13 protein-coding genes and 2 pseudogenes are annotated in these 15,579 nt (G+C 43.3%); 6 read left to right on the top strand and 9 right to left on the bottom strand.

Translation table 11 applies throughout. The features are described 5' to 3' along the window. Positions 1-630: 630 nt before the first annotated feature. The 3 genes from CJU60_RS15025 to CJU60_RS15015 form a co-directional block, all read right to left on the bottom strand. On the bottom strand, positions 631-1,815 hold the full coding sequence (locus CJU60_RS15025) for a macrolide family glycosyltransferase (protein WP_095714191.1): 1,185 nt from the start codon (positions 1,813-1,815) through the stop codon (positions 631-633). 474 nt (positions 1,816-2,289) lie between these two features. After that, positions 2,290-3,552: a glycoside hydrolase family 18 protein gene (locus CJU60_RS15020; protein ID WP_095714190.1), complete on the bottom strand. Its 1,263-nt coding sequence runs from the start codon at positions 3,550-3,552 to the stop codon at positions 2,290-2,292. A gap of 138 nt (positions 3,553-3,690) precedes the next feature. Beyond that, positions 3,691-4,365: a GntR family transcriptional regulator gene (locus tag CJU60_RS15015; protein ID WP_059291861.1), complete on the bottom strand. Its 675-nt coding sequence runs from the start codon at positions 4,363-4,365 to the stop codon at positions 3,691-3,693. A 252-nt stretch (positions 4,366-4,617) separates the two neighbouring features. On the opposite strand from CJU60_RS15015, the gene CJU60_RS15010 reads away from it, so the two are divergent. Then, positions 4,618-5,355: a sulfite exporter TauE/SafE family protein gene (locus tag CJU60_RS15010; RefSeq protein ID WP_024120382.1), complete on the top strand. Its 738-nt coding sequence runs from the start codon at positions 4,618-4,620 to the stop codon at positions 5,353-5,355. 41 nt (positions 5,356-5,396) lie between these two features. On the opposite strand, the gene CJU60_RS15005 is transcribed toward CJU60_RS15010, so the two are convergent. The 3 genes from CJU60_RS15005 to CJU60_RS14990 all read right to left on the bottom strand — a co-directional run bounded on the left by CJU60_RS15005 (position 5,397) and on the right by CJU60_RS14990 (position 7,846). Further along, positions 5,397-6,602, bottom strand: a complete 1,206-nt coding sequence (locus CJU60_RS15005; protein WP_024120381.1) for a Bcr/CflA family efflux MFS transporter — start codon at positions 6,600-6,602, stop codon at positions 5,397-5,399. Positions 6,603-6,800: 198 nt separating this feature from the next. Next, positions 6,801-7,124 (bottom strand): AzlD domain-containing protein, encoded by a 324-nt coding sequence (locus CJU60_RS14995; protein WP_024120379.1) that lies wholly within the window; start codon positions 7,122-7,124, stop codon positions 6,801-6,803. Then, positions 7,121-7,846 (bottom strand): AzlC family ABC transporter permease, encoded by a 726-nt coding sequence (locus CJU60_RS14990; protein WP_059291865.1) that lies wholly within the window; start codon positions 7,844-7,846, stop codon positions 7,121-7,123. The genes CJU60_RS14995 and CJU60_RS14990 overlap by 4 nt, the downstream gene beginning before the upstream one ends. Positions 7,847-7,964: 118 nt before the next feature. Here CJU60_RS14990 and CJU60_RS14985 point away from each other — a divergent pair, with 118 nt between their 5' ends. The 3 genes and pseudogenes from CJU60_RS14985 to CJU60_RS14975 all read left to right on the top strand — a co-directional run bounded on the left by CJU60_RS14985 (position 7,965) and on the right by CJU60_RS14975 (position 9,743). After that, positions 7,965-8,522 carry a helix-turn-helix domain-containing protein gene (locus tag CJU60_RS14985; protein ID WP_059291866.1) on the top strand — a complete coding sequence of 186 codons (558 nt, stop codon included), beginning with the start codon at positions 7,965-7,967 and terminating at the stop codon, positions 8,520-8,522. A gap of 82 nt (positions 8,523-8,604) precedes the next feature. Next, positions 8,605-9,098: pseudogene (locus CJU60_RS14980) on the top strand (MarR family transcriptional regulator). Between the two features lie 15 nt (positions 9,099-9,113). Beyond that, entirely contained in the window at positions 9,114-9,743 is a 630-nt protein-coding gene (locus CJU60_RS14975) for a nitroreductase family protein (RefSeq protein ID WP_038954157.1), read from the top strand. Between the two features lie 40 nt (positions 9,744-9,783). On the opposite strand, the pseudogene CJU60_RS14970 reads toward CJU60_RS14975, so the two are convergent. From CJU60_RS14970 to CJU60_RS14960, 3 genes and pseudogenes are all read right to left on the bottom strand, one after another. Further along, a pseudogene (locus tag CJU60_RS14970) lies at positions 9,784-10,079 on the bottom strand (SDR family oxidoreductase); the annotation flags it as partial. Positions 10,080-10,116: 37 nt separating this feature from the next. Further along, complete coding sequence (locus CJU60_RS14965; protein WP_095714189.1) at positions 10,117-12,774, bottom strand: MMPL family transporter; 2,658 nt, start codon at positions 12,772-12,774, stop codon at positions 10,117-10,119. After that, on the bottom strand, positions 12,771-13,229 hold the full coding sequence (locus tag CJU60_RS14960; protein WP_095714188.1) for a MarR family transcriptional regulator: 459 nt from the start codon (positions 13,227-13,229) through the stop codon (positions 12,771-12,773). The genes CJU60_RS14965 and CJU60_RS14960 overlap by 4 nt, the downstream gene beginning before the upstream one ends. A 167-nt stretch (positions 13,230-13,396) precedes the next feature. On the opposite strand from CJU60_RS14960, the gene CJU60_RS14955 reads away from it, so the two are divergent. Both CJU60_RS14955 and CJU60_RS14950 read left to right on the top strand, forming a co-directional pair. After that, complete coding sequence (locus CJU60_RS14955) at positions 13,397-13,906, top strand: DinB family protein (RefSeq protein WP_095714187.1); 510 nt, start codon at positions 13,397-13,399, stop codon at positions 13,904-13,906. A 178-nt stretch (positions 13,907-14,084) separates the two neighbouring features. Further along, positions 14,085-15,464 (top strand): amino acid permease, encoded by a 1,380-nt coding sequence (locus tag CJU60_RS14950; protein ID WP_095714186.1) that lies wholly within the window; start codon positions 14,085-14,087, stop codon positions 15,462-15,464. The last annotated feature ends 115 nt before the right edge of the window (positions 15,465-15,579 follow it).

The raw sequence follows: 15,579 nt of genomic DNA, 5'->3' as shown, positions 1-15,579 counted from the left end.
GGTCCGGCGTCTCCTGTTGCTCCCGTGACTCCTGTTGCTCCGGCCGGCCCTGGTGGTCCTGTGGCTCCCGTAGTCCCGGCCAGTCCTGGTGGTCCTGTGGCCCCTGTTGCTCCGGGCAGCCCTGGCAGCCCCGGTGGTCCTTGTGGTCCTTGTGGTCCTGTGGCTCCAATACTGCCTGGAATACCGCGTAATCCGCGTGGTCCCTGCGGCCCTCTTACTCCCCTTACGCAGCAGCAGCACATACATGAATGTTTAGGCTCAGGATTTTTTTTAGGGCCTACTCTACAACTGGGGCTTGAAGAGTTAGATCCACAGTAAGGGCACCTATGTGACGGCTTTCGAGACATAATTTATATCCACATCCTTTCGATACATAATTTTCCATACACTTATTCATAATATGAAATATGATTTTGAGTGTGAATGAATGCGAAAGTATTTCTCCTGCTGCCCTGCCGTTCCCAGAAAATGAGCCCATACAAATTTATAATCCTTTTGCTAAAATCTCTGATCCCGTAAAATGACTCCGGTTATTGTCACAATGCCTGTAAGACCCTATCAGTAAAAAAGAGTGAGACCATTTTCATCTCACTCTTTTTTCTTATATCATCCGAATGTATTTTTTGCTGTTTATTTTCTCTGATCTATAAATTGATCAATCCGCTCCATTACCTCTTCCATATTCATGCAATCCTGAAAGCTTTGATTGATTTTTTGAATCCCCTCCTTATACCGGTCGTTATTCAACACTTCTTCCACTGCATGTTTTAAAGACTGCGCGGTTACATGATCTTTAGATACTATATAACCTGATTGTAATTCAGTCAGCCGCTGGGCCACCATTGGCTGGTCCTTATCGTGCGGCATTACAACTAAAGGAACGTTAAAGTGAATGCCTTCATTTACACTGTTCATTCCCCCATGAGTGATGAAAACATCTGATTGTTCCAGCACTTCCAATTGAGGCACATATGAAGCAATGATAAAGTTTTCCGGCGCTTGCTTTAATTTTGTCAAGTCAGCTTTTTCTCCCGCAGCTATCACGACCTTGCCCTCGACATCAGAAAAAGCATCTATACATAAGTTGAAAAACTCTTCAGTTTCGTCTAATACAGTCCCCATTGAAATATAGATGACTTTCTCATCTTTCAATTTCTCAATTGGGAAATCAGTTTTTTCCGCTCTCTTTGGAAAGCTTGGACCGATAAACAGAAATTCATTGCCGAAACGATGGCTTTCCGGCTGAAAATATCGGCTTGTGTACACTACATTTAATTCACCTTTATTATTCATGAATTGAACCATATTTTCAGGTGATACACCATAATTTTGTTTCATCTCTAATAATAGATCTTCACACTCTTTATCCAATTGTAAAGGCACTTCTGAATCCGGATGCAGAGGCAATACCTTTAAATGCTCTTCATCGAATAAGAATGAAGCAGATGAAGAGATGCCCGGGATGTTGAGATAATCTCTGACCAGCTCTCCCGCACCGAATTTATCATAATAAACAAAGTCAAACTGAATGCTTTTTGACAACTCTTTTACGACATGTAAAATGTCCAGTGAGGTTTTGATATGTATTTTCAGGAAATCAAGAATGCCATTTGGCGAAGCGACATGAATAGGTGTTGTTCTCAGCAAATCCTGATGAAGGTGGACAGTCGCTCCCACCGCTTCTAATCTTTCTTTATATTTTTCAGTGGATATATAGTGGACATCATATCCTCGATCGGCAAAGGCTTTCGTAATGCCTAATGTAGGATTTACATGGCCTTCAGCTGGGAAATTCAGGATCAATACTTTTTTCATTCTGACAACTTCCTCTCACTCATATTCCGTAAGCGTTCATAAGATGATATGCAATTTGTGCCTGATTAGACTGATGATAGTTCTCACTATCGATCATAATGGGGGAGACTGACGCCATGCAAGTGACAAATGATCGAATTATTCTGCCGCTTTAGGCTGATGCGGTTTTACGGCTATCAATCCGTTACGATAAAGGATATCACCAGCGCTGCCAGCCAGTGAAATGACAATATGTCGGGAACTCAGGGCTGCTCGAAGCACCGCAGTCAAAAAATACGCCTATATCCTCCTTTTTGTGAGAATGGCATTTATCTGCTTCTTATATTTCAACACCGTGAACGATTATCATCTGACTTTAACAAAGCAGCTTAGAGATAATGCACGATGCGAGAAACAACGCAAGGCAGGCTGAGACGGTAAAAGCATTCAGCAGCCGCTTAAAACATCACTAAAAAGACACCGTGCCCGGTGCCCTTAAACCTTTCTGATCGTAAAAAATTTCCGCAGAAGCCACGGAGCTGGTGTGAATCCGAGTGTTAACTGCCAGGCGCCTATTGCTTGTAATCCATATTCGCGGACGATCAGCATCTTTTGGCTCATGCTCCTGACATCTTCAAACCATACCTCATGCGTCCGTCCCTGATCATCTCTGTAGCGAAAAAACGGCGATTGATATTCGTTTGAATATTGAATAGGGGCTTGGTACCTCATCGCTGTTTCAATTGATTTTTGATTTGAGATAGCTGAAGCCACTGTTCCCGGCTGGTAAGGGATAATCCAATTGTAGCCGTAGAGCGGGACTCCGATGATGATTTTTCTCCGCGGCACCTGGGCAATCGCAAATTCAATTGTTCTTCTTATTTCAGTAATCGGCGCAACAGGCCCCGGCTCGCTTCCCGCATGATGCCAGTCATACGCCATGATAAACATATAATTGACAACCGCTCCAATCCCTCCGTAATCATAGCCCCTCAGCCACGGAATATCATCGCTTGTTTTTGCCGGAACCGCTATGGTCAGCACATACCCTCCCGGCTGCAGACGATCTCTCAGCTGACGCAAAAATCCTGTGAACAGATCCCGATCTGCAGCGCTCACTTGTTCAAAATCGATCGTCACGCCGCCATATCCCCTTGTGGATACCAAGTTATAAATATTGTTAACCAGATTGGTTCTTGCAGTTGGATTGTTTAACACTTGGTGTACGAGTTCCGTGCTGAAGCCTGCTGAGGTCAGATTTGTTATTGTAGCAAGCGGCGTCACCCGTCTTCTCCATGTGGTTTCAATAGCGGCTGCGTCATTCAATTGGTTTGCAATGTCGCCATTAGGCGCAATATGGTATTCGAAAATGGAAATCGAAGACGAATACGGGGCGTAATCATTGATTAAATCGCGATCTAGATCCGGATTGCGGAGCACGTAAAAGCTTAACGTTCCCGCAATATAGTTTGAGATATTAGGAATCGTCAGTCTCATTCCTGCTTGCAAGGCATTTGGATTTATAGCGGGATTTGCGGCTCTTAGCCGTTCTGCCGGAACAAACGCTTTTGCTGCAATAGCTGCCAGCGTGTCTCCCGGCTGTACTGTATATACATAAAGAGGGATGAGCAGAGCCTGCCCCGGCACAATATTCGTTTCTTCTAAACCATTTACACCCCGTATTTGATCAACAGAAGCACCGTATCTTCTGCCTATGGAAAACAAAGAATCACCCGGCCGGACGATATGGATAAACATGTCTAACCCCCATTATTCGTTAGTCAATCATCATAGAATCTTATTAATGGGCTTCCTTATATATGATTTTCGATTTATTAAAGTGATGAGAGCAATAAAAAATACCAAGGACTCATCCTCGGTATCTGTACATGTCATTTAATTTTCTTTTCCTTCTTCAAGCACACGCTTCAAATGTTCTGAATCATGATTGAAATGAGCCATCATATGTTCTTTAGCTGCTTCTTTGTTTCTCTTTTTTACTTCTTCAAATATGCTGCGGTGTTCACGCAGGATCGTTTCAGGGCGGTTGTCCCCTTTATAATTAAGGATTCTGCAAAAGTGAATCAGATCGTTTACATGCTCAAGTAAGTTTTTTAAATGTCTGTTATGGCTAAAATCGACAAGCAGCTGGTGAAACTTTTGGTTTAAGCTGATCATTTCAGTTTCTTCCGCTCCGTTACGAATAGCGTTTTCTGTTTCTTCAAGCTGTTTTTCAAGCGTTTGAAGCTCTTCGTCATTCGCTTCGTCTATGACCAATTCGACAGCAAGCAGTTCGAGAGGAATTCTGATTTTATAAATTTCATCTACATCTTTAGCGGTTAAAGAAGCGATTGAAAATCCATTCCGGTCATCTGCTCTTAACAAGCCGTCTTTCTCAAGCAGCCGCATAGCTTCCCGTATCGGAGAGCGGCTGACGCCGAAACTTTTAGCCAGCTGTGTTTCATTGATCCGTTCCCCCGGCTTAAAAGTCCCGTTAAAAATCATTTTTTTCAGCTGGAAATAAAATTGCAGGTAATAAGGAGTCGGCTTGTCTAATTTAAAATCATCCATATAAATAATACCTCTTTTGAATAGATTCAGGGGCTGTTCTTCATCAAAATCATATAACAGATGATAAAGGGAAGCAACAAACTGCCTTGTCAAATTCCAAAATTTGCGGTACGATATTTTTGCTAAACGACGGTCGACGGACTACTGTAAACCAGTGAGATGATCCTCTCATCGGCTGCCGGACACTTCGCCTCAGCTACAATCACTCAGATTCATTACATTTACAGCTCAGAATACAATGGAGGAAAAAGTATGCTCATTATTCTTGTTATGTTTCTTCTCGGAATCATTTTAGGCTTTATTGGTGCCGGGGGAGCCGGCTTTGTTATTGCTCTTTTAACCCTGGTTTTTCATATTCCGATTCATACAGCTTTAGGCACTTCCCTCGCCGGTATGGCTTTCACCAGCTTATCAGGGGCCTACAGCCATTACCGGGAAGGCAACATCCAATTGAAAATCGGTTTAACGGTCGGATGCTTTGCTGCCGTCGGGTCATTTTTCGGGGCAAAGCTGACATCTTTTATTCCGGCCGATTTGCTTCATTATTTGACAGCGGGAATGTTATTTTTATCAGCGATTCTCATTTTAATCAGATTATTTATTTTAAAAGAAAAGCCTCAAGGGAATCAAAGCAATGTTTCAATGTACACAAAAGCCGTGATTTTAGGAATCGTATCAGGCATACTTTCCGGCACATTCGGCATCGGTTCTGCTCCTTTTATCCAGATCGGTTTAATGATTATGCTGAACCTTTCCATCCGTCATTCTGTCGGAACAACGATGCTTGTCATTATCCCTCTTGCTGCAGGAGGAGGCATAGGGTATATCACGGAAGGATTTGTTGATTATGTATTGCTGGTCAAAGTCTTGATAGGAACCATGTGCGGTGCGTATGTCGGCGCGAAATTCACCAATCTCATGCCAAAGGCCGTCTTGAAATCCGCAATCTTTTTGACTCCGGCCATCGCCGGCCTGCTTTTGCTATTTTAATAAAATCAAAAAAACCTGACATGCCGTCAGGTTTTTTTTGATTAATTCTGCTTCACGCTCTCTTTAGTTAATCTAAAAAAGGCGAGAGAACCGATAACTGCTGTAACAAACATGATCGCTCCCATCGGAACAGCTGTCGTCTCATCAATGCCCACAAGCGGCGAAACAATGGAGCCAAGGAGCAGCGGGAGCATTCCCAGCAGCGCACTTGCACTTCCGGCGCGGTGCCCCTGTTTTTCCATGGCCAGCGTAAATGTGCTCGTCAGAACCATGCCGATCGTAATCATATAGACAAAAATAGAGATGACCAATGCAGCGAGAGGACCGTGAATCATTGTCATCGTTAAAAGCACGGCAGTCGCAATCATAGCTGTAATGACCGCCATGCGGAGCAGGCTTTTTTCATGAATGATTCCGCCAAAGCGCCCGATAATAAAGCTTCCCGTAATAATCGCCAGGCCGTTAATGCCGAATAAAATACTAAATACCTGCGGCGACACCCCGTAAATATCCTGGTACACAAAAGGCGTACCGGATACATAAGCAAAGCTTCCTCCGTGAACAAATCCGACAGTTAACGCGTAGCCCATAAAAGAACGATCCTTCAGCAGGCTCCCCATTGTTCTGACAGATGTTCCAATTGAGCTTGGAATCCGCTTTTCTGGCGGCAATGTTTCTTTTAACCTCAGCGCAATAATCAGTACAAGCACAAATCCGATGATCGTTAAAAAGTGAAAAATCGTATGCCACGTTGCAAACGGCAGCAATAAAAGAGCACCGCCTGTCATTGGCGCTATCATTGGCGCGACTGCGGTAATCACCATTAACAGTGAGAAAAATTTAGAAAGCTCTCTCCCTGTGAACACATCCCGCACGATTGCCCGAGACAGCACAAGTCCTGCAGAGGCCGTAATCCCCTGTAAAAAACGGGCTGCCACCAGTGTTGTAATGTTTGGTGAAAGCGCACAGAACAGAGAAGATAACGCAAATAAGAAAATACAGATTAATAGCGGTTTCCGTCTTCCCTGCGCATCACTGACCGGCCCGACAATCACCTGGCCGATGGTAAGCCCGATCAGACAGGCTGTTAAACTTAACTGTACAAGCGAGGCACTGGCCGATAAATCATCGGCAATGTCAGGAAAACTAGGCAAATACATATCTATATTAAGCGGGCCCAATATAGCAAGCATGCCGAGCAGAAATGCCAATGCCAAACGCTCTTTTCCAGTTGGATTTTGCAGCATTCTATCAAAACCTTCCCTTCAATCTATTATTTATCTGAAACAGATGTCACTCCAACAATTGATTGAAGCTGTAAAACATTTGTATATTGTACCATAACTTTCAGCCAGTGAAAGCCGCTTAAAGATTGAATCAGAGACACAAAAAATACCAGGGTTTGCTTCCCCCTGATATCGTGAGTTTTGATGTAAGCAGCTGTTTTATACCCATAAGCGCAAGCCGGCCATAAGAACAACACCGCTGATGACTGTCATAGATAAACTTTTTGTTTTCAGTGCAATCAATAGAGTAGGAATCAATACAACTGCTGCCTGCCAATTCAATTTCAGAGAATCATTGGATTGAATCATGCAATCCTTCACAACAAGTGCCGTCAATATACAAACCGGCACATAGGAGAGCCATTTCAGCACAGGCTCCGGCAAGGAAATATTCCGTACAACTAAAAATGGAATTACGCGGGGAATCATTGTGACCAGCGCGCAGCCGATAATCACCATCAGGATGTATGTATTTACGCTCATTTATCTGTCACCACCCCGATTGTCGCTACGATGATCGTTGAAATAATCACAGCGAGATGTGACGGCATAAAGAAAGAGAAAACAATCATCGCAATCACCATATAAATAATGAGAGATACATAGTGTTTAATCTTTGCAGGCACAACATGTTCCATCTGCAAAATCAGCAATGCTAAAAACATAGCCGTCACCGCAAAATCGAGTCCGAACGTTTCCGGATCGGTAATCCATTTACCAAAGACTGCCCCTGCCACACAAGAGAGCACCCAGCACGCATATGCAGTGAGATTTAAACCGAACATCCATCGATCACTAATTGGTTCTTTTTTTACAATCTTATTTGAAGCAACACCGAATGACTCATCTGTCACCATCATGCCGATCCCCACATTTTTCACTAGCGAATACTTTGAAAAGTGAGGAGCAAGCGCGGCACTTAATAGAAAATTGCGTAAATTTACGATAAACGTTGTCAGGATAATAGCGGACATCGGACTATTCGCTGCTAACAAAGCACAGATAACGAACTGGGAGCCGCCGGCAAAAACCAAACCTGACAACAGCGTAATCTCAAGGACGCTTAAATGCGAGGCAATTCCCACGATTCCGGCAGCCAAACCTATACTGATGTAGCCGATCAGCGTCGGGACACAATCTTTAAACCCTTGTAAGAACGATGGCTCGCAAGTTTGGGCATGAGTGATTTCCTTCTCTGATATCATTCTGTTTCTCCTCCTCGTCTAACATATTATACACATATATGTTATAGCTTACAACTGTATGTAATAGCTGATTTTAATATGTTATAATAAAGCGAATATGACGTAAGGAGATACATGTATGGATGATATCCAAGCCATTATTGCAAAGAATCTTGTCAAACTCAGAAAAAGCAGAAACCTGACTCTTGATCAAGTTTCTGAGTTAACGGGCGTCAGCAAAGCGATGCTAGGACAAATTGAGAAAGAAAAATCGACCCCGACTGTCACCACTCTCTGGAAGATCGCAAATGGACTGCAAGTATCTTTTTCTGTTTTTCTGAAAGAAGACAAGCCGAAAGTAAAAAAAATTAATCTTAAAGATATTGAACCTGTTACAGATAATGAAGAAAACTACATTGTTTACCCCTTTTTTCCGTACAACCCTGAAACAAAGTTTGAAATTTATGTTGTCGATCTGAAACCGGGATGCATACATGAAGCAAAAACACATTTAGGAGAAGAATACATTTTAATCAAAGAAGGCGAGTTAACCGTCAATCTGCAGGATCAGGAGCATTCGCTGGTACCAGGAGACGCCATGCAGTTTACGGGATCCACACCGCACAGCTACATCAATTCATCACAGAAAACGGCCAGCTTTTTTCTGCTGATGTTTTATCCCGAGCCGCAAGGATAACAAAAACCTCCCAACTTATATGTTGGGAGGTTTTTCAAATATGCAAAAGGCTTGCAAATTGAAATCAATCGTTGTATATTAATTGACGTGTCAATTATTGATATATCAATTATTTTTTTGACAAGAAAGAAGGGATGGGTTTTGGCATCATTTTGTTCTGAGGAAGCCGAGATTTTATATCAGCTGCAAGGCGTGAACAAAGTGATTGGCGTGAAGTTCGAGGCATGCACGGGCATCAGCCAATCTCGTTTGGAATTGCTGACATTGCTTTATCATGCGGATGAGATCAGTCAAAGCGACCTTCAAAAGAAAGTCAATATCGACAGCGCGGCCGTCACAAGACACCTAAAACAGCTTGAAGCCAAAGGCATGGTATCAAGACGGCGCAAGCCCGAGGACAACCGCATCACCCTTGTTCGGTTAACAGACCAGGGAAGAGAGCGAATTGAGTCTTCTAAGAAGGAAAAGGAGCGTTTCATGAACGAAATGCTCGCAAATGTAAGTGCAGAAGAACGCCGCCTGCTCATTGATGTGCTGGCGCGCATGCGAAACAATATAAATAATATCGAAGCTTAAGAGGAGTGTATCAACATGATCAAAACAAACGATTTTATGGACATTATGAAAGGACGCCGTTCCATTCGCAATTATGATCCGACAGTGAAAATCAGCAAAGAAGAGATGACAGAAATCCTAGAGGAAGCTACAACTGCGCCATCCTCTGTCAACGCGCAGCCATGGCGTTTTCTCGTCATCGACAGCCCGGAAGGAAAAGAGAAGCTCGCGCCGCTAGCAAGCTTTAACCAAACACAGGTCACAACTTCATCTGCCGTCATCGCTGTTTTTGCAGACATGAACAATGCAGACTACTTAGAAGACATTTATTCAAAAGCCGTGGAGCTCGGTTACATGCCGCAGGAGGTCAAAGACAGACAAATCGCTGCCCTGACAGCACATTTTGAAAAGCTTCCGGCTCAGGTGAACCGTGAAACGATCCTGATTGACGGCGGCCTTGTTTCTATGCAGCTTATGCTGACTGCACGCGCGCACGGCTATGACACAAACCCGATCGGCGGCTACGATAAAGAAAACATCGCGGAAGCCTTCGGATTAGACAAAGAGCGTTATGTGCCTGTTATGCTTCTTTCCATCGGAAAAGCTGCGGACGAAGGATACGCTTCCTACCGTCTGCCGATTGATACTATTGCAGAATGGAAATAAAACAAAGCTCCCAAGAATGACTCTTGGGAGCTTTTTCATTTTAAATAAATCCGCCATTCACACGGATCGTCTGGTCTGTGATCCATTGGGATTGTTCGCTCATTAAAAATTCAATCACATTTGCGATATCTTCCGGTACCGCATTAATGGTGATTTGTTTCACGGCTAATTCTTTGGCAAGCTGACGGGTGAATTGCCCAAGCGGCTTTTGTTCCCGCATATGCTATATGTCGGAAACATTTGACCGACAACAGATGTAGAAAAGTTGATGATTCTCCCCTGTTCCTCCATTGCTTGCTGACAGGTGAAAAACGTGCCTTTTACATTTACAAAAAAGAGTGATGAACAAATGAATTGTCACCACTCTTTTTTTCTATTCTTTATTTTTCTTTCTGCCAAACGGCCACCAGTTTCCTTCTCCAAATGTCACAATGATTGCCGGCATCAAGAGCGGAAGAATGACAAGGCCGTACAGCAGCAGCCCGATAATGACGACACTTGCCACCTGCATCAGCGTATTAACGCCCGATGGCATCATCGCCGCGAATGTACCGGCCAAAATAATAGCCGCGGTGATGATGACAGAGCCCATTTTGCTCATTGACCTGATGACACCTTGATGAATGCCAAGCTGAACCTCTTCTTTAAAGCGGTCAAGCAAGAAGATCGAGTAATCTACCCCTAACGCGATCAATATGACAAAACTGAAGAACGGTACCGCCCAGCTGACTCCATCATTGCCCAAGATATTCACAAAAATCAATTCCGTCATTGATATTGAAGTGTAATACGTAAGCAGCAGTGAAGCGATCATATAAATCGGCATCACCATTGAACGGAACAAGATTGTCAAGACGATAAACAGCCCGAGAATCATGATGACCATCGTTCTGGAGAAATCCGTTGTAGACAGCTCTTTTAAATCGGCATTGACGCTCGTTACCCCGCCGTAAACTATTTGAGTGTACTCCAGAGGCGTGCCGCCGACTTCGCCGGCTACCGCTTTTTTGATCTGGTTTATGGTCGTAATCGCTTGTTCTGAATACGGGTTTGACTCCAAGGCGACGCTTAATTGCACTCCCTTGCCGTCTGCAAAGGAATACCGATCAATTGATTTCTTAAAATCCTTATCTTTCATGACTTGATCAGGAATAAAAATCCCCGTATCCCGAACGGTTGAGCTTTTGCTCATGTCCTCTAACATATCACTGGATGCCGTAATCCCGTCGGTGATTTTTGTCAGTCCATTATTTGCGCTCTTCACACCTTCGGCAAGCTGATTCAGGCTTTCTGTCAGCGTTCCGGCTTGTTTCTGCTGGCCTGAAAGCTGCTCATTTGCTTGCTCAAGGCCGGTTTGAATTTGTCCAAGCTGTCCGCTGATTGCTGTGAGCTGCGGCACCGCCTGTGCGGTATTGCCGGTTTGAGAAAGCTGTTTGCTGACAAGCTGCAGCTGCTGATTGATTTTTCCCAAACCGTCAGCTGCATCTGACAGTGAGCCTCCGGAGCTGCCATTCGCGGCCGTTCCGGTTTTCCCGGACATTTGATTCAGCCCATCTTCAATATCCGTTAACCCGCTTTGGACATCAGCAATTCCCTTTACTGTCTTATCCAGTCCGTCTGACACAGAGCCTAGCTGTTTATCAATATATAAATCTTTGATTTTTTCACCCGTCGGCTGGGTAATGGTCATGACGGAATCAACATGTTCGACTTTCTCAATGGCTTTGCTGATATTTCCGAGATAAGGGATCGTCTCAGCGGTAGTGAGATCCTTGTCTCCTTTTATCACCACATTCACCGGAAATGCTTTTCCTTCACCAAACCCATCCTTAATGGCTTCAAGACCTTTGATGGATTTGTAATCGCTGCTGATTTCCGCCGTTGAATCAAATGAAATCTGGTCATCATAGGTCAAAATGAACGGAAGCGTGATGATGACTGTTATAACGAGAAACAGAAACGGACGGGCAACAGAATGTTTGCCGAGAAACGCCCACAATTTATTGTCATTGTGCGACAGCACTTTCTTAGACGGCCAGAAGAGCTTTTCACCGAGCATCACCATAAATAAAGGCAGCAGAGTGAAGAGGATGATCATTAAAATGCCAACCCCGACAGCAACTCCCACAGCTGATTGAAAAATGGCAAACTTTGCAAAACCAAGGGCAGAAAACCCGATCAATACCGCAAACCCGCTGATAAACAATGTTTTTCCGCCTGTACGGTAAGCAATAAGGGTTGCCTCTTTTTTGTCATGCCCGTTTGCCAGTTCTTCACGGAAACGAGTCAGAAGAAGAATACAGTAATCTGTTCCAATCCCAAACAGGATGGCAACTAAAAAGGTTTGGGTAAATGTCGAAATAGGAAAATCAACATTATAAACTAAAATGCCCAGTATAGATTGACTGATTACATACGAGAAACCGACAATCACAATCGGGATAAAAGGCGTCACAACAGAGCGGAACACGATCAGCAGCAAGCCGATAATCAAACAGACTGTGATCACTTCCGTTTTCTTAAGCCCATCCTCTGAGCTGTGCGCAAAATCCTGATTGATAAGAGACGCTCCCGTAATATATGCCGTCAAATCATCGGGAACGATTTGATAAATATCATCGGCAATATTTTCCGCTTTCTTATCAGATCCGGTGATCGTTACGGGAATAAGAATGGTTTTCTTATCCTTTGAAATCAATTGATCTTTGATTTCTTTTTCACCTGTCAGCGGAGATGTTACCTCTTCAACACCATCAATCTTTTTGACGTTATCGATCATGCTGCGGAGCTGATCCTCTGTATCTTTATTTAGCGCACGATCTAATGGAAAGACAATGCTTATCGAATTATTGTTTTCTCCGGCTTTTTTCAGAATAGCATTTGCTTTTTCTGAAACGGAATCAGCCGGCAGCTGTGACTGCCCCTTTTGATTGGCCAGCTCCGTTAAGTTGGGAGAAAATAAATTCAATATAACAGTCAGCGCTAAGATAACCGCCGCAATGGCCCATTTGAATTTGACAATCGATTTCATTCCGGAAGATCCCCTCCTTTAAATTTGCTTTTTAGAATGGTAAATATGTCAATGAATGATTGTAAGTGCTCCTCATCTATATCGTGCATCAGCTCTTTGAGCGCGTTAAAGATAGCTGAATCCAATTCTTCGATAATGCTTTCACCGTTTTCTGAAATTTTGATTCGTTTCGTGCGTTTATCACTTTTTACCGGACAGTCATCCCACTCAACCAATCCCTTTTCCAGCAGCTTCTTCAATCGGTTAGAAATCGCGCTCTTATGCACGTTTTGATACATGGCCAGGCTGCCGGGAGAAGATGGGCCCTTGACTTTTAAAATTTTTAACAGGTCGGCCTGTTCTCTGGAGATGTGTTTGAATATATCCTGATCGACTTCATGATGTACAAACTCTGTACCTTCAAGTAAAACTTCTACGAAAAGATTTATCGCTTGGCATAGCTTCTGTTCATTCAACGTCTTTCCTCCTGCATTTTAGTTTACACCTCTAAACTTTCGATCGATGCTACATAGTTTATCCCTCTAAACTATGTTCTGTCAATACATTTTATTCACAGAAAATTCCCTAAAGAATGTTTGTTCGTATACAATAGAAACAATAAACGCGAAAGGGGAAAATTCACATGTCTAATCTAGCATTACAATTGTATGAATATAACGTATGGGCTCATCAGCAAATGTTTAATCGATTAAAAGAGCTTCCACAGGAGGTTTATCGTCAGGAGATCCAAAGTGTGTTCCCGTCAATATCCCATGTATTGTCCCATGTTTATCTTTCTGATCTCGGCTGGGTGGAAGTGTTTTCCGGAAAAAGTATGAACCATGCTTTGGCATTAGCTGAACAGCTTAAAGACCAGACAGTGGCGAAGGAGCTAGCGGAAATGGAAGCCCTGTTTCTAAAGTTGTCCGAGCGATATACAGCTTTTTTCAAGCAAAAGGAACAGATCCATAAACCCCTTCAGATTGAAAATCCCGCCGGCGGAATCATGAAAACGACTGCTTCTGAAATAGTGCCGCATGTTGTAAATCACGGGACATATCACCGCGGCAACATAACAGCGATGCTGCGTCAGATAGGGTACGCATCTACTCCGACTGATTATGGGCTTTATCTGTATATGAAAAAATCATAAAATGGCGTAAACAAAAGCGGCTCCCACGATTGAGCCGCTTTTTTCGTATCTTGTGATGAATCGATAAACCTTAAAATTTCCTTCCATATTTCCTGTATAGTAAAAAAGATAGAAATTTTAGTGTTATAATAGTATCTAAAAACATGTTTAAACAATTTTCAATGGAGGAACACACAAAGTGACAGACGACATGACGCAAGATCCTAATATAAATCAGCAGAAACTGTCGAGAGGCCTGAAAAACAGGCACATCCAGCTTATTGCGATCGGCGGAGCCATTGGGACAGGCCTGTTTCTCGGCTCGGGAAAATCGATACACTTTGCAGGACCGTCAATTTTATTTGCTTACATGATCACGGGGATCATTTGCTTTTTAATTATGAGATCGCTTGGAGAACTGCTGTTGTCTAATCTGAACTATCACTCTTTTGTTGATTTTGTTCAGGATTATTTAGGCGATATGGCCGCATTTATCACAGGCTGGACCTACTGGTTCTGCTGGATTTCAATCGCGATGGCCGATTTAACTGCGGTCGGGCTATATACACAGTATTGGCTTCCCGGTGTGCCGCAATGGGTTCCGGGCTTAATCGCTCTTATTATTTTACTGATTATGAACCTGGCTACCGTCAAGCTGTTTGGAGAATTGGAATTCTGGTTTGCATTAATTAAAGTCATTGCCATCTTGGCGCTGATTGTGATCGGTCTTTTTATGATTTTCAAAGGCTTTTCCACAAGTTCAGGTGTTTCCAGTTTCTCAAATCTCTGGAACCACGGAGGCATGTTCCCGAATGGAATACACGGATTTATCCTCTCGTTCCAGATGGTTGTGTTTGCCTTTGTCGGCATTGAACTCGTCGGGCTTACAGCGGGTGAAACAGAAAACCCTGAAAAAGTCATCCCTAAGGCGATCAACAATATCCCTGTAAGGGTGCTGCTTTTCTATATTGGGGCGCTTCTTGTGATTATGAGCATCTATCCATGGGATGTCATCAATCCCAGCGAAAGCCCATTCGTACAGGTCTTTGTTGCAGTCGGCATCGTCGGTGCGGCAAGCATTATCAACTTTGTTGTATTAACGTCAGCTGCCTCAGCCTGCAACAGCGCTGTATTCAGTACAAGCCGCATGGTCTATTCACTGGCGAAAGACAAGAATGCGCCGGAATCAATGGCAAAACTGACACCGCGCAAGGTACCGAGAAATGCATTGTTCTTTTCAGCTATCGTGATTTTAATCGGTGTCACATTGAACTACATCATGCCGGAAGGCGTATTTACCTTGATCACTAGTATTTCCACCGTATGTTTTATCTATATTTGGGGAATTACTGTTATCTGCCATATGAAATACCGTAAAACAAGACCTGAATTGGCGAAAGCAAACAAATTTAAGCTGCCGCTTTATCCATTTACGAATTACTTAATTTTAGCGTTCCTGGCGTTTGTCCTTGTTGTACTGGCATTAGCACAGGATACTCGGGTTTCCTTATTTGTTACACCGGTTTGGTTTATTTTGCTGATTGTGATTTATAAAGTAAGAAAATTAAAGCAGCCATAACCCTTTTAAGCTCCTGCCTCAGAAATGAGAGCAGGAGCTTTTTTGATTGGATATCCAGAGGAATTCCAATTTCCCTTTGCTTTCGAATTAAAAAATATGCTATATTGTTTGTAAT

The sequence above is a fragment of the Bacillus sp. 7705b genome, from assembly GCF_002289525.1.
In the GTDB taxonomy this organism is placed as follows: Bacteria; Bacillota; Bacilli; order Bacillales; family Bacillaceae; genus Bacillus; species Bacillus halotolerans.
The sequence above is the reverse complement of the archived record's forward strand: the minus strand, read 5'-3'. Positions and strand labels throughout refer to the sequence as shown.

Coding starts and splice junctions, on each gene's coding strand:
- CJU60_RS14965 (WP_095714189.1), bottom strand. CDS start 12,774: ATGAAATCGATTGTCAAATTCAAATGGGCCATTGCGGCGGTTATCTTA.
- CJU60_RS14995 (WP_024120379.1), bottom strand. CDS start 7,124: ATGAGCGTAAATACATACATCCTGATGGTGATTATCGGCTGCGCGCTG.
- CJU60_RS15025 (WP_095714191.1), bottom strand. CDS start 1,815: ATGAAAAAAGTATTGATCCTGAATTTCCCAGCTGAAGGCCATGTAAAT.
- CJU60_RS14990 (WP_059291865.1), bottom strand. CDS start 7,846: ATGATATCAGAGAAGGAAATCACTCATGCCCAAACTTGCGAGCCATCG.
- CJU60_RS15010 (WP_024120382.1), top strand. CDS start 4,618: ATGCTCATTATTCTTGTTATGTTTCTTCTCGGAATCATTTTAGGCTTT.
- CJU60_RS14955 (WP_095714187.1), top strand. CDS start 13,397: ATGTCTAATCTAGCATTACAATTGTATGAATATAACGTATGGGCTCAT.
- CJU60_RS14985 (WP_059291866.1), top strand. CDS start 7,965: ATGGATGATATCCAAGCCATTATTGCAAAGAATCTTGTCAAACTCAGA.
- CJU60_RS14975 (WP_038954157.1), top strand. CDS start 9,114: ATGATCAAAACAAACGATTTTATGGACATTATGAAAGGACGCCGTTCC.
- CJU60_RS15015 (WP_059291861.1), bottom strand. CDS start 4,365: ATGGATGATTTTAAATTAGACAAGCCGACTCCTTATTACCTGCAATTT.
- CJU60_RS15020 (WP_095714190.1), bottom strand. CDS start 3,552: ATGTTTATCCATATCGTCCGGCCGGGTGATTCTTTGTTTTCCATAGGC.
- CJU60_RS15005 (WP_024120381.1), bottom strand. CDS start 6,602: ATGCTGCAAAATCCAACTGGAAAAGAGCGTTTGGCATTGGCATTTCTG.